This window comes from Shouchella oshimensis, from assembly GCF_004375095.1.
In the GTDB taxonomy this organism is placed as follows: Bacteria; Bacillota; Bacilli; order Bacillales; family Bacillaceae_D; genus Shouchella; species Shouchella oshimensis.
Genome location: NZ_SNUX01000001.1, coordinates 172,151 through 195,656, shown reverse-complemented (window position 1 = coordinate 195,656; position 23,506 = coordinate 172,151). Strand labels below are relative to the sequence as shown.

The window sequence follows — 23,506 nt, the reverse complement described above, 5'->3', positions numbered from 1 at the left end:
GTGAAAAAATGAAAGACAAACTTAAAACGTGTGAATGCGGTCATATTCATAAAGAAGGAACAGACATGTGTGCAGCTTGCGGAAAACCTCTAACAGACGAGGCCAAATCCGAAGGTGTTAACATGCGCTATGAAGGGGCAGCCATCCGTTCTAAAAAACAAAGACGAACGATACTGGATCAGATTTGGGCTTTTTTTTCATCAGTAAAAGTCGGTATATGGATTATTATCATTCTACTTGTAGCTTCAGCAGTAGGGACGTTGTTTCCTCAGGAAAATCTCCGTCCTGGTATAGAAGATGCTGCGACCTTTTATGAGCGAGAATATGGATCGATTGGTTTACTTTATTATAATCTAGGATTAAACGAACTTTACAGTTCTTGGTGGTACATAGCTTTAATCGTTGCTTTAGCGGTTTCCATTGTTGTGGCTAGTTTTGACCGGGGCATTCCGTTATACAAAGCATTAAAAGCTCAGCGAGTAACACGTCACGCTCATTTTATGACACGTCAACGTCTGTTTGCTGCAACAAAAGCGTCAGCATCAACCTCAGACGATTTAGAAAAAGTGACTGTAGCGTTAAAGAAGAAGCGTTATACTATACGCGAAGAAAATGGCAATTTATTAGCTGAGAAAAATCGGTTCGCTCGTTGGGGCCCTTATGTCAATCATGTAGGCTTAATTTTATTTTTAGCTGGTTGCTTAATGCGCTATTTACCAGGTATGTATGTGGATACGACGATGTGGATTCGTGAAGGAGAGCGTGCGCCTGTTCCGGAGGCGTCGGAGTATCTCGTGGAAAACCGTGGCTTTTCAATTGACTATTATGACCCTGAAGATGATCGTTTCCAAGATGCATTCGCCAACAGTAATGGACTTGTCACAGAATCATTTATGACCGACGCAGTGTTATACAAGAGATCGGGAATTCTTGGGGATGATTCAATTGAAAAAGTAGATGAAAAAAACATCTTTGTAAACGATCCGCTAAAGTTTGATTCCTTTTCTCTTTATCAAACCGACTATCGTGAAAATGAACTGCATGAAATGACGTTTACATTGGAACAAAAAGAAACAAATGAAACGTTTGGCGAGTTAACGATTAACCTTATTAATCCAGAAGGAACCTATGATTTAGGCGACGGCTATGAAGTACGGCTAGTAAACTATTTCCCTAATTTTTATATGAACTCAAATAATGAGCCGTCAACCCGTAACAATATTCCGGATAATCCGTATTTCATATTTGAAATGATAACACCAGACACGCCTGAAGGAGAGACAAGTGTTGTTGGAATTCAGCAAAACTTAGAGCCATTGCAGGAAAACGAGTACAAAATGACATTTGTTGATGTGGAATTAGCGAATGTTAGTATTTTAACGGTACGAAAAGATCAAACATTACCTCTATTAATTGCAGGTGGTAGCATTTTTATTATTGGTCTTGTTCAAGGCTCCTATTGGGCACATCGACGTGTTTGGATTCAGCAAACAGATGGAAAAGTATGGATTGCAGGTCATACGAATCGTAACTGGCTTTCTTTTCAAAAAGAACTAAGTGAAAGTCTTGAAGATACGAACTTGTTAACTCCGATGGATCAAGAAGAACAAAAGGAATCAGATGGTTCAGCGGACGTTTCGGGGCAAAAAGGAGATAAACATGCTTAATCTAAGTTTTAATTTATTGCTATTTGCTTTTTTTGCTTTTTTAACGGCAACGGTTTTATTTGCCTTATCATTAGCAAAACAACGTAAAGAACAAGAGCAAAAGCAAACAAAAGCAAGCAAATGGGGTTTGGTGTTTTCTTTACTTGGTTTAGCGCTTTCCCTTGGCTACTTTTTTGCTAGATGGTCGGTTTCTGGTCATGCACCTGTGAGCAATATGTTCGAATACATGACAGCGCTAGCTATTGCCATTTCCCTTGCATTTTGTATTATTTATTTTATTTATCCAGCTCGTGCCGATGTGGTAGGGTTGTTTACGATGCCAACAGTGATGCTACTCATTGTGTATGCGTCAACCTTCTCAACAGCTGTTGCACCACTTGTGCCATCACTGCAAATGCCACTCATGTTAAAGTTACATATTATTACAACCGCAATTGGACAAGGGTTGCTTGCAATTGGTTTTGCAGCGGGATTAGCCTATTTAATTCGTACCCTTGATTTAAAGCAAAAAAGTTGGAAGCCACGTATTATTGAGCTTATGATGTACGGGCTACTATGTGTAGTTGCTCATTCTCTTGTTGCCCACGGCTTTGCGGCAGCAGATTATGAAGTAACGTTTAGCTATATAGATGAAAATGAACAAGAGGCAACGATGGTATATGAAGTACCACCGATTGTAGGACCAAATCAATGGGAAAGTCAGACAGAAAATGGAATGGATCCATTCTTTGCTGTACCGGGCAATATTGAAGCAAGTGATTTTAACACATTAATTTGGGCGTTTGCCATTGGTGCCGTTCTGTACTGGGTGATTCGTCTTCTTATTCGTAAACGGATTAGTTTAGCCATACAACCGCTATTAAAAGTAACAAATCCTTTAACATTAGATGAATTTAGCTATCGCGCTATTGCGATTGGATTCCCTGTCTTCGCTCTCGGAGGATTAATCTTTGCTATGATCTGGGCACAAATTGCTTGGTCACGTTTTTGGGGTTGGGATCCAAAAGAAGTATGGGCATTAATTACGTTTTTGTTCTATGCCGCCTATCTTCACTTACGCTTAAACAAAGGCTGGCACGGAGAAAAATCCGCTTGGCTATGCGTTATTGGATTCGCTATTATTATGTTCAACCTCGTTTTTGTTAACTTAGTTATTGCTGGGTTACATTCCTACGCTTCGTAAGGAAACGAATGATGACGGAATTGTTACAAATGATTTGTAGCAATTCTTTTTTTTGTGGAAAATTGCGCTTCAAGATTGGCGATTTGTTTTTCAACCGTGGTAGACTAAAGAGGATCGTATACTAAAACAGCTCCAGCATGTTCATAATGAATAAAGATAGGTATTGAGGAGGTCTATAATGGATTATCAACCAAGTATTTTAGTTGTAGATGATGAAGATCGTATTCGACGATTGTTAAAAATGTATCTAGAAAGAGAAGACTATCAAATAGATGAAGCAACAAACGGTGAAGAGGCTCTCGCTAAAGCACTTGAAGTGGACTATGATTTAATTTTACTTGATGTAATGATGCCTGGTATGGATGGAATCGAAATGTGCCAACAGCTACGACTATCAAAATCTACTCCGGTTATGATGCTAACAGCAAAGGGAGAAGAAGCAAATCGGGTACAAGGATTTGAAGTTGGTGCAGATGATTATATCGTTAAACCGTTTAGCCCACGGGAAGTTGTGTTGCGAGTAAAAGCAATGCTAAGACGAGCTTCTGCTACTCAATTTGTTCAAACAGATACGCAAACAAAGGATTTGCTTGTTTTTGGTCCGTTATCAATTGATAACGATGCCCATCGTGTAAGTGTAAATCAACAAGAAATTAATTTAACACCAAAAGAATATGAACTGCTCTATTATTTAGCTCAATCGCCAGACAAGGTTTTCTCAAGAGAACAGCTATTGAAGGACGTCTGGAACTATGAGTTTTTTGGCGATTTGCGAACAGTGGATACCCACATTAAACGCTTACGAGAGAAATTGAATCGAGTGTCACCAGAAGTTTCAGCCATTATATCAACGGTTTGGGGTGTCGGTTATAAATTTGAGGCAGTTAGCGGCTAATGCTCTGGCAAAGTGTAGTAGGGAAGCTTTGGTTGACCATTCTTTTACTTGTTACGGTCGTATTAACGGTTTTAATGGTGATGATGCTTCGCTTTACGGAAACTAGTACAATTGAAGAGGCTGAAACAAGGCTTAATAGCTATGCAAATATGGCTATTTCAACGCTAGAAAGTCACGATGGTCTTGATGGTTCATATGAGTATTTAGAAACGATTAGTCAGGAGTTTTCGGTTGATCTATTGCTTGTAGATAGCCAAACAGGAGTATGGAGTACAGCTGCAGGTCGCGAAGGCGAAATGATTGCTTCTGAATTAATTGAAGGATGGTCTTCTTTCGATGAACGTGTGATTGAAACCGAAAGTTACTCACTTGCTGGAGGCGAAGATGACAAAACAGAAATGATTATTTTAGGAGCACCTGTGCAAACAGATGAACTAGACGCCATGATTTTTCTCTATCAGCCTTTATCGGCTATTGAAGAAGCGGCATCTGAAACGCGTAGACTCATTTATTTGTCCGCAGGTATCGCGCTTATTTTAACAACAATTTTTGCCTTTTTCTTATCCTCACGTATCACGGCTCCGATACGAATTATGAGGCAAGCTGCGTTAGAAGTAGCTCAAGGGAAGTTCCATACTAAAGTACCGATTTTGACTCAAGACGAAATTGGTCAGCTTGCTATTGCCTTTAATCGGATGCGTAGAGAATTGAATCGCAACATTTCTGAGCTAAATCAGGAAAAGGAACAGTTATCGAGAATTTTATTAAGTATGGCTGATGGTGTCATAACATTTGATAAACACGGTTTAATTCGAATTACCAACCCGCAAGCTGATCATGTCATCCAAATGATGCTGTATGAGGAAGGCGAGGCGGACGTAGGGTCAAAAGTAAAAGTACCAACACAATTGCGACCTCTTTTTGAACGTGTTGTTGAACAAGAGCATGAAGAACTGCTTGAAAAAACAGTTCAAGGAAGAAGCATGGCTATTTTAATGGCGCCATTATACGAAGGTCAATATATCCGTGGTGCTGTAGCTGTTGTGCGAGACGTGACAGAAGAGCGTCGACACGATAAGTTACGTAAAGATTTTATCGCGAATGTTTCACACGAATTACGTACGCCTATTTCTATGCTACAGGGGTATAGTGAAGCAATCGTCGATGGCGTCACATCTACGGAAAAGGAACAAAAAGAAGTAGCACAAATTATTTACGATGAGTCGTTACGAATGGGGCGGCTAGTCAATGAATTACTAGATTTAGCTCGAATGGAAGCAGGGTATATTGAGTTAAATATGGAGGAAATGGGGCTCCAGGATTACTTAGAGCGAATCGTCCGTAAGTTTTCTAGTTACGTAAAATCTGAAGAAATTGATATCCAGCTATTGTATGAGCAAAAAGATACAACCGCATTATTTGATCCGGATCGCATAGAGCAAGTATTAACGAACCTCATTCATAATGCCATTCGTCATACTGAGAAAGGCGGCTATGTGCACCTTAGCTATGAACGAGATGAAAAAGCGAACATTTTCTCTGTACATGACTCAGGTTCTGGGATTCCTGAAGAAGATTTACCTTACGTATTTGAACGGTTTTATAAAGCGGACAAGGCACGGACTAGACAGCGCGGTGGTACTGGACTAGGTTTAGCAATAGCAAAAAACATTGTTGAAGCCCACGGCGGTACGATATCAGTCCAAAGTAAAGTAGGGGATGGTACAGTCTTTCGGTTCACGATTCCTCGAAAAATGAATAGAGATGGCGAATAAAGACGATCTTTTTTGTTTCATAAGAAACAAAACCGTGGTAGTCTAAAAGAAACCAATAACGTCTAAACGGATACAGCCTAAGCGCTGTCTAACAGGGGAAGATAGTGAAAATCTAGCACGGACCCGCCACTGTAAATACGTACTCGTATAAGTCAGACAACCTGCCGTTATGTAGAACGTAATCTTTCGTGGACTAAAGAACCATTGTTAAAAGTAGCAATGTTGAAGCAGCACATACGTTCATATGTGCTGCTTTTTTTGTCTTGAGGAAAGCAAGGAGTGAAAAATGAAAGCTCACACGACGTGGATAAGGACGATAGGACCTTACCTTTTCTCTATTTGTTTGGTTGTCATTATTTTTCTACTCGCTATAAGCTTAGGGAGTGTACATATCCCAGTACGAACCGTTTTTTTAACGATTGTTCAAGAAGGGGCGCGTCTCCCACTTGGTGTCGAGTTGACGGATAGTCATACACAAATTATTATGCAAATCAGACTGCCACGGGTGCTGCTAGCGTTTCTAGTCGGTGCCTCTTTAGGAATTGCAGGAGCTGCTTTTCAAGGGCTTTTACGAAATCCGTTAGCAGACCCTTTTACGATTGGTGTTTCATCAGGTTCGGCACTGGGAGCTGTCACGGTTATTTTTTTTCAACTTAGCTTTATCGGCATATGGACCTTACCGGTTGTTGCAATCGTTTCTGGCTTTGTGACCCTATGCCTCGTCCTGTCTTTCACTCGTCTTGTGCAACGCTCGCTTGCAACAGAAACCATTATTTTAACAGGTATTATTGCAAGTTCTTTTTTAGGTGCTTGCTTATCATTAATGGTGGCTCTTTCACAAGAAGAGCTTCGTCACATTATTCATTGGCTCATGGGCAGTGTAGGCATGCGCGGCTGGTCTTATGTGTATTTAATTTCACCATTTTTAGCACTTGGATTTATACTTGTTTGGTTTTGTCGGAATGAATTAAATGCGCTAATGTACGGGGAAATGAGTGCCCACTATTTAGGTGTTGCTGTTAAGAAAAAGAAATTTGTTATTCTTTTAGCGGCAACGCTTTTAACCGGAAGTGCAGTAGCAGTATCCGGAACAATCGGTTTTGTTGGGCTCGTTATACCACATATGGTTCGACTTTTATGGGGTTCTAATCATCAACATGTGTTGCCTTTAGCAGGAATAACAGGTGGTGGGTTTTTAATTCTTGCTGATTTAACAGCTCGAACAATCGTGGCACCAGCTGAACTACCAATTGGTGTGATTACGGCACTTGTTGGTTCTCCTATTTTTGCTTGGATGCTTTATCGGCAAAATAAACGAAAGCAGGGGGCTTAATATGTTAGATGTTCAAGAGGTGAGTGTTCGCTACGGAGATCGTACAGTGTTAAACAATATTTCGTTTTCTGTGAAAAAAGGAGAAATGGTGGGCATTTTAGGTGAGAATGGCAGCGGAAAAACAACTTTACTTCAAGGGATAACAGGAGTTAAGTCGTTTCAATCAGGCCAAGTGCTTTTTAATGATGAGCCCCTTGAAAGAATGAAGGCAAAACAGCGAGCGCGTAAACTAGCTGTTTTAACTCAAGAACCTTTTTCCGCTTTTCATACAACGGTTCAAAGTGTTGTTGAGTTGGGGCGTTATCCATATTTACATGGTTTGCTCCCACAGCTTTCTAAAGCAGACCGAATCATGATTGACCATGCGATGAAAGAAACGAAAGTGAACACCTTAGCACATCGTTCTATGCTGACACTCAGTGGAGGAGAACGACAGCGAGTGTGGCTTGCGCAAGCTTTAGCGCAAGGACCCGAACTTTTATTACTTGACGAGCCGACCAATCACTTAGATCTTGCGCACCAAGTAGTGCTTATGGATTACTTACATCAGCAAGTCAAAAAAAATGCTTTAACCGTTGTCTGTATTTTACACGATGTGAATTTAGCTAGTTTATATTGTGATAACGTCCTGCTTTTAAAAGCAGGAAATGTTCAAGGTTATGGCGAAACACAGCAACAACTAACAAGGGATAGGTTGAGGACCCTTTATGGGACGCCGTTTTCAGAAACAATCGAACAGCATTCAGGTCGTAAACAATTTAGTGTACTACCCTATTATGTAGATGGCGGAGGATGAAAACATGAAGATTTACACTCGAGGTGGCGATAAAGGAAAAACAAGCGTTTTAGGAGGGCGACTGAATAAAACAGATAATCGAATTGAGGCGATTGGTGCAGTCGATGAATTAAATAGCGTCATTGGCCAAGCGATCTATTGTGCACATCAGGAGCATTTATCAAACATCTCAACAGAATTAATGATTGTATCCAATCAATTATTTGATTACGGGACTGATTTAGCAAACGTAAAAGAGACGATCCCGTATAAAATCACTGCTGCTCACACCGAAGAATTGGAGCAACGAATTGATGCGCACACAGAGTCAATGGAACCACTTGAGTATTTTATTTTACCAGGAGGATGCGCCACTGCTTGTGCACTGCATGTTTGTCGTACAGAAGCAAGGAAGGCAGAGCGACGAGTAAATCAACTAGAATCGGGTATTCATCCAGAACTTCAAGTGTACATCAATCGCCTATCTGATTACCTCTTCACTTTAGCTCGCTTAGCAAATAAACAAACAGGAGTAGTTGATGTAGCTTATGAAGGGGAGAAGCATTTCGATTCATAAAAAACAAATAGTTTTCATATAGTTCCCATGGAGAAAAAAAGTGGGAGGCTTTTATGGCATCAATGGTTGATTTTGTTAAACGGTTTAGCATTGTGTTTATGCTGATGTTCGTTATCGGGTTACTTTTCTTTAGCGTAAAATGGATGATAGAAGAAGAACGAATCGTTAGAAGTGACGAATATAATAGCGTGAAGAGTATTTCTTTAATGGATGATGTGTACGCATGAAGAATAACGGTCCACGCATGATAAGCGTGAACCGTTTCTTCATCTTTATAAATCAATCACATGCACAAGTTTAATTTCATCGAATTTTACAAGTTCCTCTACGATTCCATCTTCAACATGTTTGTCTACATTTACGAGCATTATGGCCTCGCCACCAACAGATTTCCGACCAACTTGCATTGTTGCAATGTTGACATCGTGCTGCGCTAGTAACTGCCCCATTTTGCCAATAACACCTGGACGATCAAAGTGCTGAATATAAAGAATATGCCCGTGGGCGACAATATCAACAGAAAATTCGTTAAGAGAAACAATACGAGGACCATAATCTTTAATATACGTTGCTTTTATTTCAAACGAACGTTCTTCACCAACCGCTACAGCATGGATAAGATTTTCGTAACCAAAATGATCGGTCAGCTGCTTTTCACCATAATTAATGCCACGCTCTCTAGCAATTAATGACGCATTGACATCATTGACAGCGGCATCCACTCGTGGCTGTAAAAAACCAGCCATTAAGCTTCTTGTTAAAATGCTCGTATCTCCTTGAGTTGTTGACCCGCTGTAGTACACATTAATTTCTTGGACAGGAATGCGCATTAGTTGTGATAATAACGAACCCATCGTTCTTGCTAAATCATACTGAGGTTTAATTTGTTCATAAAGCTCTTTTGATAGAGTGGGCAGATTAATGGAATTTCTTGCTGGCTCTCCTTGAAGAAAAGCAAGAACCTCTTCTGCCACTTGTGACGCCACATTTAGCTGTGCTTCTTTTGTAGAGGCTGCAATATGTGGTGTTGCGACAACGTTAGGATGTTTAATAAGCGCTTGATCTGTTACTGGTTCTTCTGTAAACACATCTAAAGCTGCTCCGGCTACGTGGCCAGTTTCTAGAAAATGATAAAGGGCCTTTTCATCAATAATGCCACCTCTTGCACAGTTGATTAAATAAACACCTTTTTTCGTTAATGGGATGGTTTCCATATTTAATAAACCTTTTGTTTCTTTTGTTAGTGGTGTATGGACAGTAATAATATCCGCTTTCCGTAAAACATCGTGTAAATCTGTTTTTTGAATGCCTAATTTCTCCGCTCGTTCCACTGTTAAGAATGGATCGTAAACCACTACTTCCATCTCAAATGCTTTCGCGCGACGAGCAAGTTGCGTACCAATTCTACCGAATCCAATAATACCGAGCTTTTTTTTATTTAATTCTGCTCCTTGATACAATTTGCGTTCCCATTTCCCATCTTTTAATGATGCGTTTGCTTGAGGGATGTTACGTAATAACGAGCACATCATCGCAAATGTGTGCTCTGCAGTTGAAATCGTGTTTCCATCAGGGGCATTGATGACGACAACACCGTGCTTAGTAGCGGCTTGCACATCAACGTTATCAACACCTACACCGGCTCTGGCGATGATTTTTACATTTGGCATTTGTGCTAGTGTTTTTTCTGTTACAGTTGTTCCGCTACGAATTAGAAGGGCATCATATTGTGCTAGATCGTCTGCATCTTGAATACTTCTTTGATCAACACGAACGTCTGATGCTTGTAATAGTGGTGCTAACCCTGCTTCGCTCATACTGTCTGCTACTAAAACGCGATACTGTCTCTCTTTGTCCATTTCTGTTTCTCTCCTTTTAAAAAAAAATAAAAAAAACACAGCTTTCCATTGAAAGCTGTGAGGGGCGATTAAGCGCGGTACCACCCTCATTTATGTAAATACATTCATTACATAACTCAATTCATAACGGAGATTCCGGAACTTACCTACTGTTATTCGATAAGCCTACTCAGAAGTGCTATTCAAGAAGGTATCACTGATTTTCACCAACCATCAGCTCTCTGCATCAACCGTTATCTTGTCATCTCTTCATCATTGTATTTAAACGATTCAGTTTTTAGTACTGTACCATATAAAAGGTTTGAACGTCAACCACTAATTATTCGTCATTTGATATTAATATTGTAAAAAACAAGTTCTCTGAAGAATATTTTGCTTATATAACGAAAGATTTCACATTCTATGTTTATTTCATTCGTATTTCATTGGGTCTCCATCAAACGGTGCTGATGCAATTTTAATTGAATCCGTTGGGCACCCATTTTTCGCATCAATAACATCGTCTACAAGAATATCCGGGATTAACGCAGATCCAGTATTATCGTCTATGTAGACATAAGCCAGCCCTTCATCATTGTAATCATAGATATCAGGAGCAACAGCACCGCATGCACCACATGCAATACATGTATCCATATCTACAATGGTAAAGCATTTGTTTGTCATCCTTTTACTCCTCTTTGACTCTAATGGATTCCATTGTAGCAGATATTTAGTTTTTAACAATGAAAAAAGCAAAAAGCTTTGCTAAAATAAAAGGATGGACGGATGGAGGTTACTTATGAGAGAAGACCTAATCGTTACAGCACTTGCGTTATTCCGAGGGAAACGTTCAGCTATGGCTGCGTATCATCTTCTACAAGGAAAGCGAACGATACAAACGGTTCAAGATGGCACGTTTTTTAATCAACTCTATCTTTTTGGCACGTTGCCACAGTTAACAAAAGAAGCATTCCAACATATACTTGAAACCCTAGAGACGAATCAAATCATTACGTTTGAGAACGAAGTGTGTGTGCCAACGAAAAAGGCAGAGGCTCAAAAAGATGCCTATCTTCGTGGGCATTCTTATTTATATCAATTAAACGGGTGGATGTTTGGTAAAGTGGAACGCCGTTTTTGGGAACGGTTCTCATTGCTCATTCAATCACTTAATCACGTATATGAAAAAGCGCCATTTGCGCCAACAACTCATAATGTTTGGAACCAACAATGGGTACGTGGCATTTTAAAACAGTATGAACATGATGTAACGCCATTAAACAATCAACTTTATTGGGAATGTGACACCATTTTACGTGAGCAGTCTACACTAAACGCTGAACTATTTGTTCGACAGCTTTCTAGACCAAAACGGGTAGGCCTAACAAAAGCGCAGCTTGCACAGATTTATAAGCTTGACGCGTTAGAGGTCCAGCTTCGTACTCAGGCGGTCATTCATACGTTTTGTTCCTGTGCATACAACCAGCATGATACCTATCCGGTTTTATCGCAATGCTTTGCACATAATGAAGTGAGTCGATTAACTGCGTCTGCAAATAAAACAAAGCAGCTATTAGATCAAAATATGAAACTAGAACGCATCGCAGCGATTCGAAAGCTAAAACCAGCAACAGTGGAAGATCATGTTGTTGAAATTGCAATGAGTGACAATCAATTTTCAATCGAGCCGTTTGTGCATCACTCTATGCAAAAGCAAATTGAAACGGTTTTGCATCAGCAAGCCGATATGAAACTTAGAGACATACGAAACAAAATGGGGGAGCACGTAAGTTATTTTCAAATTCGCCTCGTTTTAGCAAAGAGAGAAAGGAATCAGTATGTTAGAGCGTGACTTACAACGATTGTTTGGTTTTCAGTCATTTAAAGAAGGCCAAAAAGAAATTATTGAAGCGTTCATGGCGGGTAATGATGTGTTTGCCATGTTACCTACTGGTAGAGGAAAGTCTTTATGCTACCAACTTCCTGCATTTTTAGCGGAGGGATTAACAATTGTCGTTTCACCACTACTTTCTCTTATGGAAGATCAAGTGGCACAATTAAAAAAAGCAGGTCGCAAACAAGTAGTAGCGCTTAACAGTTTTTCTTCAAAACAAGAACGGCAAAAGCTTCTTCAACAAGTGAATGACTATAAAATTGTCTATTTGTCACCTGAGATGCTCCAAGCACAAGATGTACTGAACGCGCTAAGCAAGCAGCAGATTTCGTATTTTGTTATCGATGAAGCGCACTGTATTTCCTATTGGGGGCATGATTTTCGCGCAGATTATTTACGGTTAAGAGAAGTGAAGGCGCTGCTTGACCATCCACCGACTTTAGCCATTACAGCTACCGCTGATGAGACCGTTCGCACAGATATAAAAAATCAGCTTCAATTACGAGAGCCAGTTGAAATTCTCGATCGTGTGAATCGTGAAAATATCACTTTATTTGTTGAAAAGTATGAAACGACTGAACAAAAAGTAATTCGACTCAAACAGATTGTTCAACAATATGAGCTACCTGGTTTAGTATACGCGCAAACAAGAGCACAAGCTGAGTGGTATTGTGAACAACTTCAGCGAGATTGTCCAGAGCTTTCAATAGGCTATTACCACGGTGGTATGGATAGCATGGATCGTATGCTCGTACAGGAGCAGTTTCTTTCAAATCAGTTAGATTTAATCTGTGCAACAAATGCTTTTGGAATGGGTGTAAACAAACAAGACATTCGTTTCATTATTCATTTACAACAACCCCTTGATGTTGCATCTTATTTACAAGAGATTGGTCGGGCTGGGCGAGACGGTTTACCAAGCTTAGCCCTCGTTCTTCTTTCGCCTGAAGATCCATTTTATGCATCTCGACTTATTCAAAATCGAGTTGAAGAGAGGGGGTCATTAGAAGCATTGCCGCACATTCTTGCAATGCCTTTTACCAATAAAAGTGAATTGCGAATAAGGCTTGAGCAATCGTACGGTGAGCAAGGTCAGATGATTTTATTTTTACTTGAAAAATGGGGCGTAATCGTAGATGATAAAGGAACATGGAAGAATCAACACGAAACCATTACTAAATTAAAAGCGTACTTTGAAAAACAAGAACAAACAAGGCAACAGCGTCTTGATACGATGACGGTATATAGTGAAAATTACGATCAGTGCAGACGTAACCTATTGCTTCGTCCTTTTGATGAGCATGCAAGGTTGCAGGCCAATTGTTGTGATATTTGTGGAGCGACCCTCGATTCGTTTCAAAAACAAAAGAAACAACCAGCTAAGGGTCTCTTTCAATGGGATGAAGAGCTTGCCTATATCTTTAATCAACCGTATATAGAAAGGGGTACAAAAGGTGAATGAGGTAAAAATGGAAGAGTTTGAGGAGTTAAGTGAAGAGAATCGGCTACCATCTCGCATGAATGCTCAAAAACGCAAACGAAGCAAAACAACGAAAAAGAAGCCACTATTTTTGCCGAGAATTTTGTTTGCCCTATTTTTTAGTTTAGTTGGAGCAATTTTAGTCATGGCGTTTCTCTTTTTAGTCTAATTTGCACTTGTAAGACATACCTTTTACAAAAAGAGGTGATAGAGTGCAACAGGTAGATACAGTAGGGCACATGACACAGGAGCTCGTTAATCGCAAGCGGATCCTCGAACGTTTTGAAAAGAAAAGCAAGCGTTATGCAGGAGCAACTCTATGTACAAGCTTATTTTTTGGTATTAGTATAAGTCCGCTTATCCAAACAGGAGCATCCTCATTTTCAACCCTACTTATTACGCCAGTTCCTTTGATGTTACTCGTATGTTTAATCGTTCTCATTGGCCAAATGCTGAACTGCAAGAAAAAAACAGACAAAAAAGAATCTGAATTCGAGACTCTAAGACAAGAATGTATCGATCGTTTAGATGAAATAATGCCTGACCATTTGTCCCATAGGGAAAAAGAAGCTTATTTAAACGAAATGGAACAACAATTTTCTATTAACCTCTATTTTCGCTCTTAAAGAGTCGCCACTACTTATTTATTCTTTCGTAAGGTTTGTAAATGCTCACGAAGCAACTGTTCTTCATTTTCCGTTAAATCAGGTTCGTACAAAAAGGCCGGTTTTCTCCGGTCAGTTCGACCAAAAAGGTAGTCAGTCGTCACACCAAATACATCAGCAATGCGGTTAATAGTATCTGTGTCTGGCGTTCGATTACCATTTTCATAGCCTGAGATTGATACCTTTGTGACATTGATAAGCCGCCCAAGCTGTTCTTGTGTCAATTTCTGTTCTTTACGCAATTGCTTTAATCGCTTAGAATCAATCGCCATCACATACACCCTTCCTTCATTTCGTCTCTTTCATTATAAGTTAACAGATCGCTAACGAAAACAATTGTTAACTAAATAGAAACTTATGATTTACAGCATTACCAATTAATAGTATAATCTAGTTAACTTGTGGTTAATTAATTAGTGGGGTGATCAGATGCAGCGGACTAAATTAAGAAAAGTGCGGTTAGAACATCATATGACTCTGGAACAAGTAGCAAAACAGATTCATGTCAGTACACCATTTTATTGGCAAATTGAAAATGGAAAAAGAGGGCTATCATATGAATTAGCAGTGAAAATTGCCAATGTGTTTACGATGACTCCTGATGATCTATTCCTAGATGAGATAAATAAGTAACAGCTTAAGACCTTTTTAAAGGTTTTTTTATTTTAATATTATTTTCAGAAAATGATTTATTAATTATTTTTTCAAAAAAAGGTAGGAATTCTAGATTAGAGCCTTTATAATCAGATTTAAAGAATATTTTTCCAAAAGCAGAGTGCCTGCTTTTTCCTAATGTCAGGAGGTTTTAAAAATGAAAGGGGAAATCGCTCGGAAAGTTCGTCATCTTCGAAAAAAAAATGCTTTGACGCAAGCGGAACTTTCAAAAAGCATTTGCACACAAGCACAAATTAGTAACATTGAGAAAGGTGTACTAAACCCTTCTAGCATAACGCTCTTTCACATTGCCCAACGTTTAAACGTCGACATGAATTATTTCTTCGAAAACCAGCTTGAACATGCTCATTGTTCTCAAACGACTAAAGATCAAATAAGACTTGATGCAATGAAAGGTGAATACGAAAACGTTCGGGAACAATTAGAAGCCGCTAATTTATCCTCAGATGACCCTTTTTCCCTATGGCATGAAGCGCTTTGTGCACATTACACGAATCAAGCAACAGAAGAGGCTATTGCTAAATTAAAAAAGGCTTATGATACAGAGGAAACAATGTGTAACAAACTTTATATGCTTGCTGATCTAGGTGCTATCTATGATCAGGTTGGGATGGAGGAAGATGCGTATCATTGTTTTCAAACATTGCTTCATCGGTTAGATGAACAATCGCCTCACGTTCATTACGTTTCTTTGTACATCCGCGCTTACCTCGGTAACGCCGAATACTTATTTAAAAAAGGTAATTATGCTGAAGCAGAACACTATTGTTTAGCTGGAGAACAAATGTGTTTGGACTACCAAGTTCTTATTGGACTAGCTCAATTTTTCTTTATATATGGACAATGCCTATTAAAACGATTTCATTATCATGACGCACGTATCTATTTAAAAAAAGCAAAAAAGTTGCTTTATATCGAAAAGAATCGAGTGAAAATGGATCAAATTGATGCGTTGTTAGCTTTATGTAGGACTTAGGAGAGAGGATGCTCACCTTTGAAAGTTCCTTGTCTTATGCTATACTAAGGAAGAGAAGAAAATGCTTTCAAGGAGTGAAAGGAAAGATGAGCATGAGCGCGGGTCAATTAATTGCAATTTTAGGAATCGGTTTAACGGCTGTCGTACTTGCGGTAGTTATGGCTATTCTGTTACTTAAAATGTCCCAGAATTCTGATTGATTCTGTATAGATGTAATGGGCGGTATTCCTATAAGGGATACCTTTTTAGTTATAAGGAGGAAAAGAAGAATGCTGAATGACATACTATCTCGATTAGACGAGCTTTACCCAGAAATGATTGAATTAAGACGAGAATTTCATGCTGAACCTGAATTGTCTTATGAAGAGGTACATACGCCAGCGAAAATAGCAGAATATTTACGAAATATTGGTATTGACGTGCGAACCGAGGTAGGTGGTAGAGGCGTTGTCGGAACGTTAGTGGGAGGAAAGCCTGGTAAAACTGTGGCCTTGCGTGCGGATTTTGATGCATTGCCAATTCAAGAAGAAACCGGACTTCCGTTCGCTTCGAAACATCCTGGCAAAATGCATGCTTGTGGCCATGATGGACATACGGCTACATTACTTGTGTTAGCAAAAGTGCTTGCTGAACGAAAAGCAGATGTAGAAGGAACGATTGTGTTTATTCACCAGTTTGCTGAAGAACTAGCTCCTGGTGGAGCAATTGCAATGGTTAATGATGGCTGTTTAGATGGCGTAGATCGCATTTTTGGAACCCACTTATGGACGCCAATACCAAAAGGAAAGGTTGGGTATTCCTATGATCGTTTAATGGCAGCCGCAGACAAATTTGATATTAACATTACAGGCTTTGGCGGACACGGAGCAATGCCTCATCAAACGGTTGATGCTGTTATTGTAGGTTCAGCAGTTTCCTTAGCTTTACAGCAGGTTGTCAGTCGGAATGTGGACCCCCTCGAACCGGCAGTTGTTACAATCGCTTCTTTTCATGCTGGTGGTGCATTTAATGTTGTAAGTGAGGTAGCCAATTTATCTGGAACAGTACGGACCTTTAGTAAAACCGTTCAAGAACAAATAATAAAGCGAATGGAAGATGTTATAAAAGGGGTATGCGATGCATATGGCGCCTCGTATGAATTTCATTATAGTAAGGGGTATCCTGCAGTTATTAACCATCCAGAGGCAACAGAGTGGTTAAAGCAGTCATCGGAGTCATTTTTTGATTCTGCTAATGTCTACGAGGTTCCTCCTGTCATGGGCGGTGAAGATTTTTCCTACTATTTGCAAAAAGTGCCAGGTGCCTTTTTCTTTACTGGAGCAGGAAATGAACAAGAAGGCATCACGTATCCCCACCATCATCCAAAGTTTACGATTGACGAGGAATCTATGCTTATTGCAGCTAAACATTTAGGGGCAGTTGCGTTATATGCATTGGCTGAACTAAATGCTGCTACAGAAGCGGTAAAGTAAGCACGTCAAAAAGCAGATCCTATTCGATCTGCTTTTTTTTGCACGTCTATTTACCGCTGAAAGCTGCGTGTATTTCGAATCGTAGCCATTAAAGTGCATGTGTGCGTGGTTTGAATAGAGTGTGGTATGATACTGCTATACCTTTTCGTTAAGAAAAGATTTCTGTAAAAGGATTAACCTAATGAAAAAAAGGATATATAGGATTGAATATTAGCAAACAGTCGAAAAACTAAACAGGCAACTGGTTGAACTAGTAAGGAGCGAATTGGATATGACCTTTAAAGAAGGGAATTATAATATAAAGGCTGTGTCAAAGAAGCTCGGGATTAGACCTGGTACGTTAAGAGCTTGGGAACGTCGCTACCATGTGGTAGCTCCTTTTCGTAATGAAAGTGGTCACCGTTTGTATAGTGAAGAACACGTACTAAAGCTCCAGACGCTTATCGAAAGAGTAAACGAAGGGTTTACGATTAAACAAGCAGTGGAGTCTTTAGAGCGTAATGGAACGGATTTAGACCATGCCTCTGAAGGGCACCATTATATTGTTAAAATAGCGAGAGAAATTGCTGATGCGCTCATTAGCTTTGATGAAGATCGAGCGCAGGCGGTGTTAAATCAAGCCTACAGCATCTATTCGGTAGACCGAGTAACCATTGATCTGTTTATGCAAGTGGAAAAATTAATAGTAGAAATGGACAAGCAGCCGTCTATGACGCCCATTCATAAACAATATATGCTTCAAATACTTGGTGCAAAAGTGAAGAATGTCATGCTAAGTATTCCAAAAAATAACCAAATGCCTAAAGCGTTATTGTTTTCGTACGAAAGCGATTCCTATTCCATGTTACTTCGTGTTTTTTCGTTTTACTTAAAACGGAAAGGTATGGATGTGATTTGTTTAGATGCAGGGATTCCAGTCGAAGATGTTGAACTAGTAATGGAGCAAATACAGCCTGAATTAATCATTGTTTCTTCAATGAAGAGCGTGCATTTTGAGCAAGCCGTTAAGTATGTACGCTATATAACTGAAAAGTCATCGATTAAAAAAAGTGGTATGATTGGTGAGGCATTTAACGGTTTAACGGATGAGCAAAAAAAGGAGTATGCGCATCTCTTTGTTGGAAAATCAAGAGCAGATTGGGAATTATGGCTAGAGCATATGAATTAGATTTAATTTTAGATAAAAACGTTGAACCATCTAATGCATGCAAACATAAAGTATCGTATAAATGTTTGAGATGGGATAGCCTGGTCATAAGGAGGTATAGGAATGCGATTAGAGCGTTTGGCGATTGATAAGTTTAAGGTTTTTTTAACCTTTGATGATATGGAAGAAAGAGGAATAACAAAAGAAGATTTGTGGCAAGATGTACCGAAAGTACATGACTTATTTCGTGATATGATGCTTGAAGCAGATGATGAATTAGGTTTTAAAGTAGATGGTCCGATTGCGGTTGAAGTATTCGCTATGCCAGCGCAAGGGATGGTCTTTATTGTAACAAAAGGTACGCAGTCAGATGAATATGATACAGAGGATTATGAAGATGGCTTTATTGAAATGCAGTTAACGTTAGATGAAATTGATGATATTTTTTATGAGTTTAAATCTTTTGAAGATGTTGTTGGCCTCATACCTCGTTTAAACGCAATCGACATGGATGGAGGAGAACTTTATTCTTATCAAGATCGTTTTTTTCTAAAGCTATCCGACGACGACCTAGAACAAATAAATGAAGATGCATTAGTGGCCATCTTGTCTGAATTTGGTAGTCCTGCTACTATTTCATTTCATCGCATCGCTGAGTACGGAAAGAAACTAATTGAATCGAATACGATTGCGTATTTATTCCAAACCTTTTATGCACCCAAGTAAAATGAAGATCGTGCAAAGCTTGTTGACGATACAGTCTACGAGCTTTTTGTATGGGTTTCATTCCTTAGTGAAAAGTGAACGACTGGAAAAGAACTATATTTCATTGCTGAAATTTGGTAAAATAGAATTAAAAATTGCACATGAGGTGGGACTATGGATGTGCTTTTAGTGGAAGACGATAAAGCAATAGCAACAATTATTACAGATTATTTAAAGAAAGAAAATTTGTGCGTCACATGGTGCGAAGATGGAGAGACTGGATTAAAAAAGCTAAAGGAGCACGCATATAAAGTCGCAATTATTGATTTAATGCTCCCCAAAAAAGATGGATTGTCGCTATGCAAAGAAGCGCGAACCTTTTCAAGTGTTCCCATTATTGTCGTTAGTGCAAAACAAACAGATGTAGACAAAATACAAAGTTTAGAAATTGGCGCTGATGATTATGTAACAAAGCCATTTAGTCCATCTGAACTAGTGGCTCGTGTGAAAGTTCAATTACGTCGACATTCTCCTGTTCAATCGCTACAGGGAGAGAACGAGCTTCAGTTTCATGAAGTAAAAGTTGATCGTAGAGGAAGGCAGCTGACGATTCAAGATCAACCACTGGTTTTAACAGCGAAAGAGTATCAGTTATTTTTATTTCTAGCAGAAAATAGAGGGACTGTATTCACGAAAGAGGAATTGTATAATCAAATTTGGAACAGTGATGGATTCGATAGCCGCACTGTAACTGTACATATTAAAAACTTACGAGATAAGCTAAATGATCGAAAAAAAGCACCACGATTCATTGAGACGGTTTGGGGCATTGGTTATAAGTTTATCGCTACACCTGGCGCATGAAGCTCCGAGGACAATTAAATTTACTACTAATTCTTACGGCAATTGTTCCTTTTATCACAACTAGTTTATTTAGCATACAAATTAATCGCGCAGTTCAAGGGCAAAGTGAGCTTTATGTTGAAGCGATTGCAAAAGCAAAAGCAATTGGCAGCGGTCTTGCTAGACAAGCAGAAGCTATTAAGACAGATCCTGAAGCAGTTCTGTTGCAAACGCAACACCATCATGGTGAGGTTGCAGACCTTGCTCTTTACTCTGCTCAACGGATACTTGTTTCCCAATCGGAGCCTGGACTGTTTGCATCTTATTTAAGCCCAGCTGATATGATGAGTAACCTTTATGAACTTCAAACACGGGAGGGTGCCTTTATTTATAAGGAACCACTTTTTATTGAAGATACGTTGACAGGGTATTACGAAATACGCTTACATCAAGGCGATATCCAACAAGATGCATCCTTGATTTATTTGTTAACGTTTTTATTTTTTGTATGTAGTAGCGCCATTACGTTTTACATTGTTCAACACTGGTTTAAGCGAAATATGCTTGTGCCTTTTACTTGGATGAAAGAACAGATGCAGCATATTGGTGATGGAAAAAGAGAGATTAAACTACATGGCTCCACTCATAGGCGAACGGAAGTAGGGGTGTTGCTGGATGATTTTGCTATTATGACGGCTCAACTAGTTGAAACCGAACGAGAAAAACAGCGAGTGGAGGGGAATCGGCAAAAACTTATTGCTTCTATTTCTCATGATTTACGAACACCATTAACTTCTATTCGTGCTTATGCAGAAGGGTTAATAGAAAGTGACGATAAGAAAGATGAGTATGCGTCTGTTATTTTAACTAAAACCCGCTATATGCAGCGATTAATTGGTGATTTACTAATGTACTCCCAAATCCGTGCAACAAGTTTTTTGTTGGATTTACAACAAGTGGATGCAGAAGAGCTTGCCGATACGCTTTTTGATGGGTATAAAGATCAGTGGAAAAACCACCAATTTACAATTGACATAGATTGTTCTCATGCAGAACTTCAAGTTGACGTGGATCGATTAATACAAGTCGTAGATAATCTTGTGGCTAATGCAGTGAACTATACACCAGAGGGTGGAAGGATTACATTACTTGCTACCACGCAGGAAAAAAAACTCGTTTCTCACTCCATAGCGTACGAAGAAGCGCATGTTTACTTTATCGTGAAAGATACAGGAAAAGGCATTTCACTTGAGGAGCAGACACTTGTTTTTGATTCGTTTTACCAAGTAGAAAAAGCGCGAAATCAATCAAATGAAAGTGGGGTTGGTTTAGGGCTCTCCATTTGTCGAGAGCTTATTCAAAAACATGGAGGGAAAATGGGGGTTCAGTCATCGTTAGAAAAAGGAAGCACCTTTTATTTTATGCTTCCATTAGCTCATCGTAACAAAAAAGGGGGGATAGAGTGAAGGGACGGTCTATCGCAGGGGCAGTGATGCTTTTATTCATGGGAGGCTGCTTTTATTCGTCAATGGATGCAAACGCCTTGTTAGAGGAGGCATTTAATCAAGAAAGTGAATTTTTGCCGTTTGAACTGGTTCTAGAAGATGAGGAAGGATGGAAAATGCATGTTTTCGCTGAAAGTGAGGGAAGACAACGAGTTGATTCCTATATAGACGATTCGTTGCTTTATTCAGAGCTTTATGATGGTCAAAAATTATTTGAAGTTGATCATCAAACAAAAGAAGTGTACGAATATGAACGAGAAGGACTTATTTCAACTGGTCGCAACTATTTAGTCAACGAGATTGATTACCTTTCCTCGACCCACGACATTCGCTTTAGTGAAAGTAAAAACAATAAGTTGTTAAAACGAAATGTCTTTCATGTGGAATTTTATCAGGATGACGTTTTAGAATATGAGCTTTGGGTTGACAAGCAATCGCTTGTTGTTTTAAAACAAACGGAACATGTAAATGGTGAACAAATTGGACTTGAAGCAAGTTATTTTAAGATTCACCCGGTTATTCCAGAAGAAGTATTCATTCTCGATGAGCAAACCTATCACTTTGTAAATGAGGCTGAATAAAGGTTGGCTGTCAGGTGAATGGTGAGCATATAGGAATGCTGCTTACGAAGATTGAGAAGGTTAATATGTGGAATAGAGAATAAAAGAACGACATCGATGATGAATTGGACAAAATAAGGGTGGCATTCCCTGTCCTGTTTCATTATCATTAGAAGTGTTAAATGAAAAAAGGAAAATTCCGTGAGGTGACAGAATCAATGGACGAAAGCGCGAATCGAACAGGTACGAATGATGTTCTTGCGTCAACTCAATCCATTATACATACTGCGTTAAGTAAATTAGGATACCCGGAAGAAATGTATGAATTATTAAAAGAACCGATGCGTATGATGACGGTTCGTATCCCAGTAAGAATGGATGACGGATCGACTAAGATCTTTACTGGTTATCGAGCCCAGCATAATGACTCTGTTGGTCCAACGAAGGGAGGCGTTCGCTTCCACCCTGATGTAACGGAAAAAGAAGTGAAGGCACTATCGATTTGGATGAGCTTAAAAGCAGGTATTGTGAATCTACCGTATGGTGGAGGAAAGGGAGGCATTGTTTGTGACCCTCGAACGATGTCTTTCCGGGAAGTAGAGCGACTAAGCCGAGGTTATGTACGTGCCATTAGTCAAATTGTTGGGCCAACGAAAGATATTCCAGCTCCAGATGTGTTTACGAATTCTCAAATCATGGCTTGGATGCTTGATGAATATAGTCGCATTCGCGAGTTTGATTCACCAGGATTTATTACAGGTAAACCACTAGTACTTGGTGGTTCACACGGAAGAGAGTCTGCTACGGCTAAAGGTGTAACTATTTGTGTAAACGAAGCAGCGAAAAAGCAAGGCATTGATATGGACGGAGCGAAAGTCATTATTCAAGGGTTTGGAAATGCAGGTAGCTTTTTAGCAAAATTTATGTCTGATGCAGGCGCGCTTGTTGTAGGGATTGCGGATGCATATGGAGCCTTGTATGATGCAGAGGGACTTGATATTGACTATTTACTTGATCGACGAGATAGTTTTGGAACAGTGACTAAGCTGTTTAAAGATACGATTACGAATGAAGAATTGCTAGAAATGGAATGCGATATTTTAGTACCTGCTGCAATTGAAAATCAAATTACAGCTCGTAATGCTGGGAACATTAAGGCATCCATTGTTGTGGAAGCTGCAAATGGACCAACAACACTAGAAGCAACGAAGATTTTATCGGAACGTGGCATTCTTCTTGTTCCTGATGTTTTAGCAAGTGCTGGAGGGGTAACGGTTTCCTACTTTGAATGGGTGCAAAACAATCAAGGTTTTTATTGGTCAGCGGAAGAAGTAGAAGGAAAACTTCAAACCGTATTAGTAGAAGCATTTGACCATATTTATCAATTAGCGAAAAGGCGCAAAGTAGATATGCGATTGGCCGCCTATATGGTCGGGGTTCGCCGAATGGCAGAAGCATCTCGTTTTCGTGGTTGGGTTTAATTTGATATACTTTTCCTATGAGAACCCTTGTGATCGTTTTTTTGCGCACAAGGGTTT

At 39.4% G+C, this 23,506-nt stretch carries 24 protein-coding genes, 1 riboswitch and 1 other annotated feature; of the genes, 21 read left to right on the top strand and 3 right to left on the bottom strand.

What is annotated here, in order from left to right; all coding sequences use genetic code 11:
- Window positions 1–8 precede the first annotated feature (8 nt).
- The 8 genes from resB to E2L03_RS20170 all read left to right on the top strand — a co-directional run bounded on the left by resB (window position 9) and on the right by E2L03_RS20170 (window position 8,432).
- Window positions 9–1,667, top strand: coding sequence for a cytochrome c biogenesis protein ResB (gene resB / locus E2L03_RS00985; RefSeq protein WP_055737628.1), 1,659 nt, complete (start codon window positions 9–11; stop codon window positions 1,665–1,667).
- Entirely contained in the window at window positions 1,660–2,850 is a 1,191-nt protein-coding gene (ccsB, locus tag E2L03_RS00980; protein WP_038480370.1) for a c-type cytochrome biogenesis protein CcsB, read from the top strand. Before resB ends, ccsB begins: the two co-directional genes overlap by 8 nt.
- Before the next feature lie 178 nt (window positions 2,851–3,028).
- On the top strand, window positions 3,029–3,745 hold the full coding sequence (locus E2L03_RS00975) for a response regulator transcription factor (RefSeq protein WP_038480367.1): 717 nt from the start codon (window positions 3,029–3,031) through the stop codon (window positions 3,743–3,745).
- Complete coding sequence (locus E2L03_RS00970) at window positions 3,745–5,520, top strand: ATP-binding protein (RefSeq protein WP_124742161.1); 1,776 nt, start codon at window positions 3,745–3,747, stop codon at window positions 5,518–5,520. The genes E2L03_RS00975 and E2L03_RS00970 overlap by 1 nt, the downstream gene beginning before the upstream one ends.
- Window positions 5,521–5,573: 53 nt before the next feature.
- Window positions 5,574–5,703, top strand: a riboswitch (cobalamin riboswitch).
- A gap of 160 nt (window positions 5,704–5,863) precedes the next feature.
- On the top strand, window positions 5,864–6,853 hold the full coding sequence (locus E2L03_RS00965; RefSeq protein WP_307188698.1) for a FecCD family ABC transporter permease: 990 nt from the start codon (window positions 5,864–5,866) through the stop codon (window positions 6,851–6,853).
- Window position 6,854: 1 nt separating this feature from the next.
- Window positions 6,855–7,649: an ABC transporter ATP-binding protein gene (locus tag E2L03_RS00960; RefSeq protein ID WP_055737630.1), complete on the top strand. Its 795-nt coding sequence runs from the start codon at window positions 6,855–6,857 to the stop codon at window positions 7,647–7,649.
- A gap of 4 nt (window positions 7,650–7,653) precedes the next feature.
- A complete protein-coding gene (locus E2L03_RS00955; protein WP_134258447.1) occupies window positions 7,654–8,205 on the top strand; it encodes a cob(I)yrinic acid a,c-diamide adenosyltransferase in 552 nt (183 codons plus the stop codon).
- A 53-nt stretch (window positions 8,206–8,258) separates the two neighbouring features.
- Window positions 8,259–8,432, top strand: coding sequence for a hypothetical protein (locus E2L03_RS20170; protein ID WP_158318527.1), 174 nt, complete (start codon window positions 8,259–8,261; stop codon window positions 8,430–8,432).
- A gap of 45 nt (window positions 8,433–8,477) precedes the next feature.
- On the opposite strand, the gene serA is transcribed toward E2L03_RS20170, so the two are convergent.
- Both serA and E2L03_RS00945 read right to left on the bottom strand, forming a co-directional pair.
- Window positions 8,478–10,064, bottom strand: a complete 1,587-nt coding sequence (serA, locus tag E2L03_RS00950; RefSeq protein ID WP_134258446.1) for a phosphoglycerate dehydrogenase — start codon at window positions 10,062–10,064, stop codon at window positions 8,478–8,480.
- A 57-nt stretch (window positions 10,065–10,121) separates the two neighbouring features.
- Window positions 10,122–10,329 (bottom strand) — a binding site (T-box leader).
- 146 nt (window positions 10,330–10,475) lie between these two features.
- Window positions 10,476–10,730 carry a ferredoxin gene (locus E2L03_RS00945; RefSeq protein ID WP_038480357.1) on the bottom strand — a complete coding sequence of 85 codons (255 nt, stop codon included), beginning with the start codon at window positions 10,728–10,730 and terminating at the stop codon, window positions 10,476–10,478.
- Window positions 10,731–10,845: 115 nt separating this feature from the next.
- On the opposite strand from E2L03_RS00945, the gene E2L03_RS00940 reads away from it, so the two are divergent.
- From E2L03_RS00940 to E2L03_RS00925, 4 genes are read left to right on the top strand one after another with little or no spacing between them, the layout of a single operon-like run.
- Window positions 10,846–11,898, top strand: a complete 1,053-nt coding sequence (locus tag E2L03_RS00940; protein ID WP_166740161.1) for a YpbB family protein — start codon at window positions 10,846–10,848, stop codon at window positions 11,896–11,898.
- Window positions 11,885–13,402 carry a RecQ family ATP-dependent DNA helicase gene (locus tag E2L03_RS00935; RefSeq protein ID WP_124742158.1) on the top strand — a complete coding sequence of 506 codons (1,518 nt, stop codon included), beginning with the start codon at window positions 11,885–11,887 and terminating at the stop codon, window positions 13,400–13,402. The genes E2L03_RS00940 and E2L03_RS00935 overlap by 14 nt, the downstream gene beginning before the upstream one ends.
- A complete protein-coding gene (locus tag E2L03_RS00930; RefSeq protein ID WP_055737635.1) occupies window positions 13,395–13,589 on the top strand; it encodes a hypothetical protein in 195 nt (64 codons plus the stop codon). Before E2L03_RS00935 ends, E2L03_RS00930 begins: the two co-directional genes overlap by 8 nt.
- A gap of 43 nt (window positions 13,590–13,632) precedes the next feature.
- Window positions 13,633–14,046 (top strand): DUF2663 family protein, encoded by a 414-nt coding sequence (locus E2L03_RS00925; RefSeq protein WP_038480346.1) that lies wholly within the window; start codon window positions 13,633–13,635, stop codon window positions 14,044–14,046.
- Between the two features lie 14 nt (window positions 14,047–14,060).
- On the opposite strand, the gene E2L03_RS00920 is transcribed toward E2L03_RS00925, so the two are convergent.
- Entirely contained in the window at window positions 14,061–14,357 is a 297-nt protein-coding gene (locus E2L03_RS00920) for a type II toxin-antitoxin system RelB family anti-toxin (protein ID WP_038485697.1), read from the bottom strand.
- Between the two features lie 157 nt (window positions 14,358–14,514).
- Here E2L03_RS00920 and E2L03_RS00915 point away from each other — a divergent pair, with 157 nt between their 5' ends.
- The 9 genes from E2L03_RS00915 to E2L03_RS00875 all read left to right on the top strand — a co-directional run bounded on the left by E2L03_RS00915 (window position 14,515) and on the right by E2L03_RS00875 (window position 23,449).
- Complete coding sequence (locus E2L03_RS00915; protein ID WP_038480343.1) at window positions 14,515–14,718, top strand: helix-turn-helix transcriptional regulator; 204 nt, start codon at window positions 14,515–14,517, stop codon at window positions 14,716–14,718.
- Between the two features lie 178 nt (window positions 14,719–14,896).
- On the top strand, window positions 14,897–15,736 hold the full coding sequence (locus tag E2L03_RS00910; RefSeq protein ID WP_051667526.1) for a helix-turn-helix domain-containing protein: 840 nt from the start codon (window positions 14,897–14,899) through the stop codon (window positions 15,734–15,736).
- Window positions 15,737–16,005: 269 nt separating this feature from the next.
- Window positions 16,006–17,208: a M20 family metallopeptidase gene (locus tag E2L03_RS00905; protein ID WP_166740160.1), complete on the top strand. Its 1,203-nt coding sequence runs from the start codon at window positions 16,006–16,008 to the stop codon at window positions 17,206–17,208.
- A gap of 271 nt (window positions 17,209–17,479) precedes the next feature.
- Complete coding sequence (locus tag E2L03_RS00900; protein WP_038480335.1) at window positions 17,480–18,376, top strand: MerR family transcriptional regulator; 897 nt, start codon at window positions 17,480–17,482, stop codon at window positions 18,374–18,376.
- 102 nt (window positions 18,377–18,478) lie between these two features.
- Window positions 18,479–19,081, top strand: a complete 603-nt coding sequence (locus E2L03_RS00895; protein ID WP_134258444.1) for a genetic competence negative regulator — start codon at window positions 18,479–18,481, stop codon at window positions 19,079–19,081.
- 153 nt (window positions 19,082–19,234) lie between these two features.
- The gene (locus E2L03_RS00890) at window positions 19,235–19,924 is read left to right on the top strand and encodes a response regulator transcription factor (protein WP_038480331.1); all 690 of its coding nucleotides are present in this window, start codon (window positions 19,235–19,237) and stop codon (window positions 19,922–19,924) included.
- Window positions 19,921–21,369 carry a sensor histidine kinase gene (locus tag E2L03_RS00885; RefSeq protein ID WP_038480328.1) on the top strand — a complete coding sequence of 483 codons (1,449 nt, stop codon included), beginning with the start codon at window positions 19,921–19,923 and terminating at the stop codon, window positions 21,367–21,369. The genes E2L03_RS00890 and E2L03_RS00885 overlap by 4 nt, the downstream gene beginning before the upstream one ends.
- The gene (locus E2L03_RS00880) at window positions 21,366–21,989 is read left to right on the top strand and encodes a hypothetical protein (RefSeq protein WP_038480325.1); all 624 of its coding nucleotides are present in this window, start codon (window positions 21,366–21,368) and stop codon (window positions 21,987–21,989) included. The genes E2L03_RS00885 and E2L03_RS00880 overlap by 4 nt, the downstream gene beginning before the upstream one ends.
- Before the next feature lie 197 nt (window positions 21,990–22,186).
- Window positions 22,187–23,449, top strand: coding sequence for a Glu/Leu/Phe/Val family dehydrogenase (locus E2L03_RS00875; RefSeq protein ID WP_038485691.1), 1,263 nt, complete (start codon window positions 22,187–22,189; stop codon window positions 23,447–23,449).
- The last annotated feature ends 57 nt before the right edge of the window (window positions 23,450–23,506 follow it).

What these genes read in the sequence shown, in the direction of transcription:
- resB (WP_055737628.1), top strand. Translation starts at nt 9, where the DNA reads ATGAAAGACAAACTTAAAACGTGTGAATGCGGTCATATTCATAAAGAA.
- ccsB (WP_038480370.1), top strand. Translation starts at nt 1,660, where the DNA reads ATGCTTAATCTAAGTTTTAATTTATTGCTATTTGCTTTTTTTGCTTTT.
- E2L03_RS00975 (WP_038480367.1), top strand. Translation starts at nt 3,029, where the DNA reads ATGGATTATCAACCAAGTATTTTAGTTGTAGATGATGAAGATCGTATT.
- E2L03_RS00970 (WP_124742161.1), top strand. Translation starts at nt 3,745, where the DNA reads ATGCTCTGGCAAAGTGTAGTAGGGAAGCTTTGGTTGACCATTCTTTTA.
- E2L03_RS00960 (WP_055737630.1), top strand. Translation starts at nt 6,855, where the DNA reads ATGTTAGATGTTCAAGAGGTGAGTGTTCGCTACGGAGATCGTACAGTG.
- E2L03_RS00955 (WP_134258447.1), top strand. Translation starts at nt 7,654, where the DNA reads ATGAAGATTTACACTCGAGGTGGCGATAAAGGAAAAACAAGCGTTTTA.
- E2L03_RS20170 (WP_158318527.1), top strand. Translation starts at nt 8,259, where the DNA reads ATGGCATCAATGGTTGATTTTGTTAAACGGTTTAGCATTGTGTTTATG.
- serA (WP_134258446.1), bottom strand. Translation starts at nt 10,064, where the DNA reads ATGGACAAAGAGAGACAGTATCGCGTTTTAGTAGCAGACAGTATGAGC.
- E2L03_RS00945 (WP_038480357.1), bottom strand. Translation starts at nt 10,730, where the DNA reads ATGACAAACAAATGCTTTACCATTGTAGATATGGATACATGTATTGCA.
- E2L03_RS00940 (WP_166740161.1), top strand. Translation starts at nt 10,846, where the DNA reads ATGAGAGAAGACCTAATCGTTACAGCACTTGCGTTATTCCGAGGGAAA.
- E2L03_RS00935 (WP_124742158.1), top strand. Translation starts at nt 11,885, where the DNA reads ATGTTAGAGCGTGACTTACAACGATTGTTTGGTTTTCAGTCATTTAAA.
- E2L03_RS00920 (WP_038485697.1), bottom strand. Translation starts at nt 14,357, where the DNA reads ATGGCGATTGATTCTAAGCGATTAAAGCAATTGCGTAAAGAACAGAAA.
- E2L03_RS00915 (WP_038480343.1), top strand. Translation starts at nt 14,515, where the DNA reads ATGCAGCGGACTAAATTAAGAAAAGTGCGGTTAGAACATCATATGACT.
- E2L03_RS00910 (WP_051667526.1), top strand. Translation starts at nt 14,897, where the DNA reads ATGAAAGGGGAAATCGCTCGGAAAGTTCGTCATCTTCGAAAAAAAAAT.
- E2L03_RS00905 (WP_166740160.1), top strand. Translation starts at nt 16,006, where the DNA reads ATGCTGAATGACATACTATCTCGATTAGACGAGCTTTACCCAGAAATG.
- E2L03_RS00900 (WP_038480335.1), top strand. Translation starts at nt 17,480, where the DNA reads ATGACCTTTAAAGAAGGGAATTATAATATAAAGGCTGTGTCAAAGAAG.
- E2L03_RS00895 (WP_134258444.1), top strand. Translation starts at nt 18,479, where the DNA reads ATGCGATTAGAGCGTTTGGCGATTGATAAGTTTAAGGTTTTTTTAACC.
- E2L03_RS00890 (WP_038480331.1), top strand. Translation starts at nt 19,235, where the DNA reads ATGGATGTGCTTTTAGTGGAAGACGATAAAGCAATAGCAACAATTATT.
- E2L03_RS00885 (WP_038480328.1), top strand. Translation starts at nt 19,921, where the DNA reads ATGAAGCTCCGAGGACAATTAAATTTACTACTAATTCTTACGGCAATT.
- E2L03_RS00875 (WP_038485691.1), top strand. Translation starts at nt 22,187, where the DNA reads ATGGACGAAAGCGCGAATCGAACAGGTACGAATGATGTTCTTGCGTCA.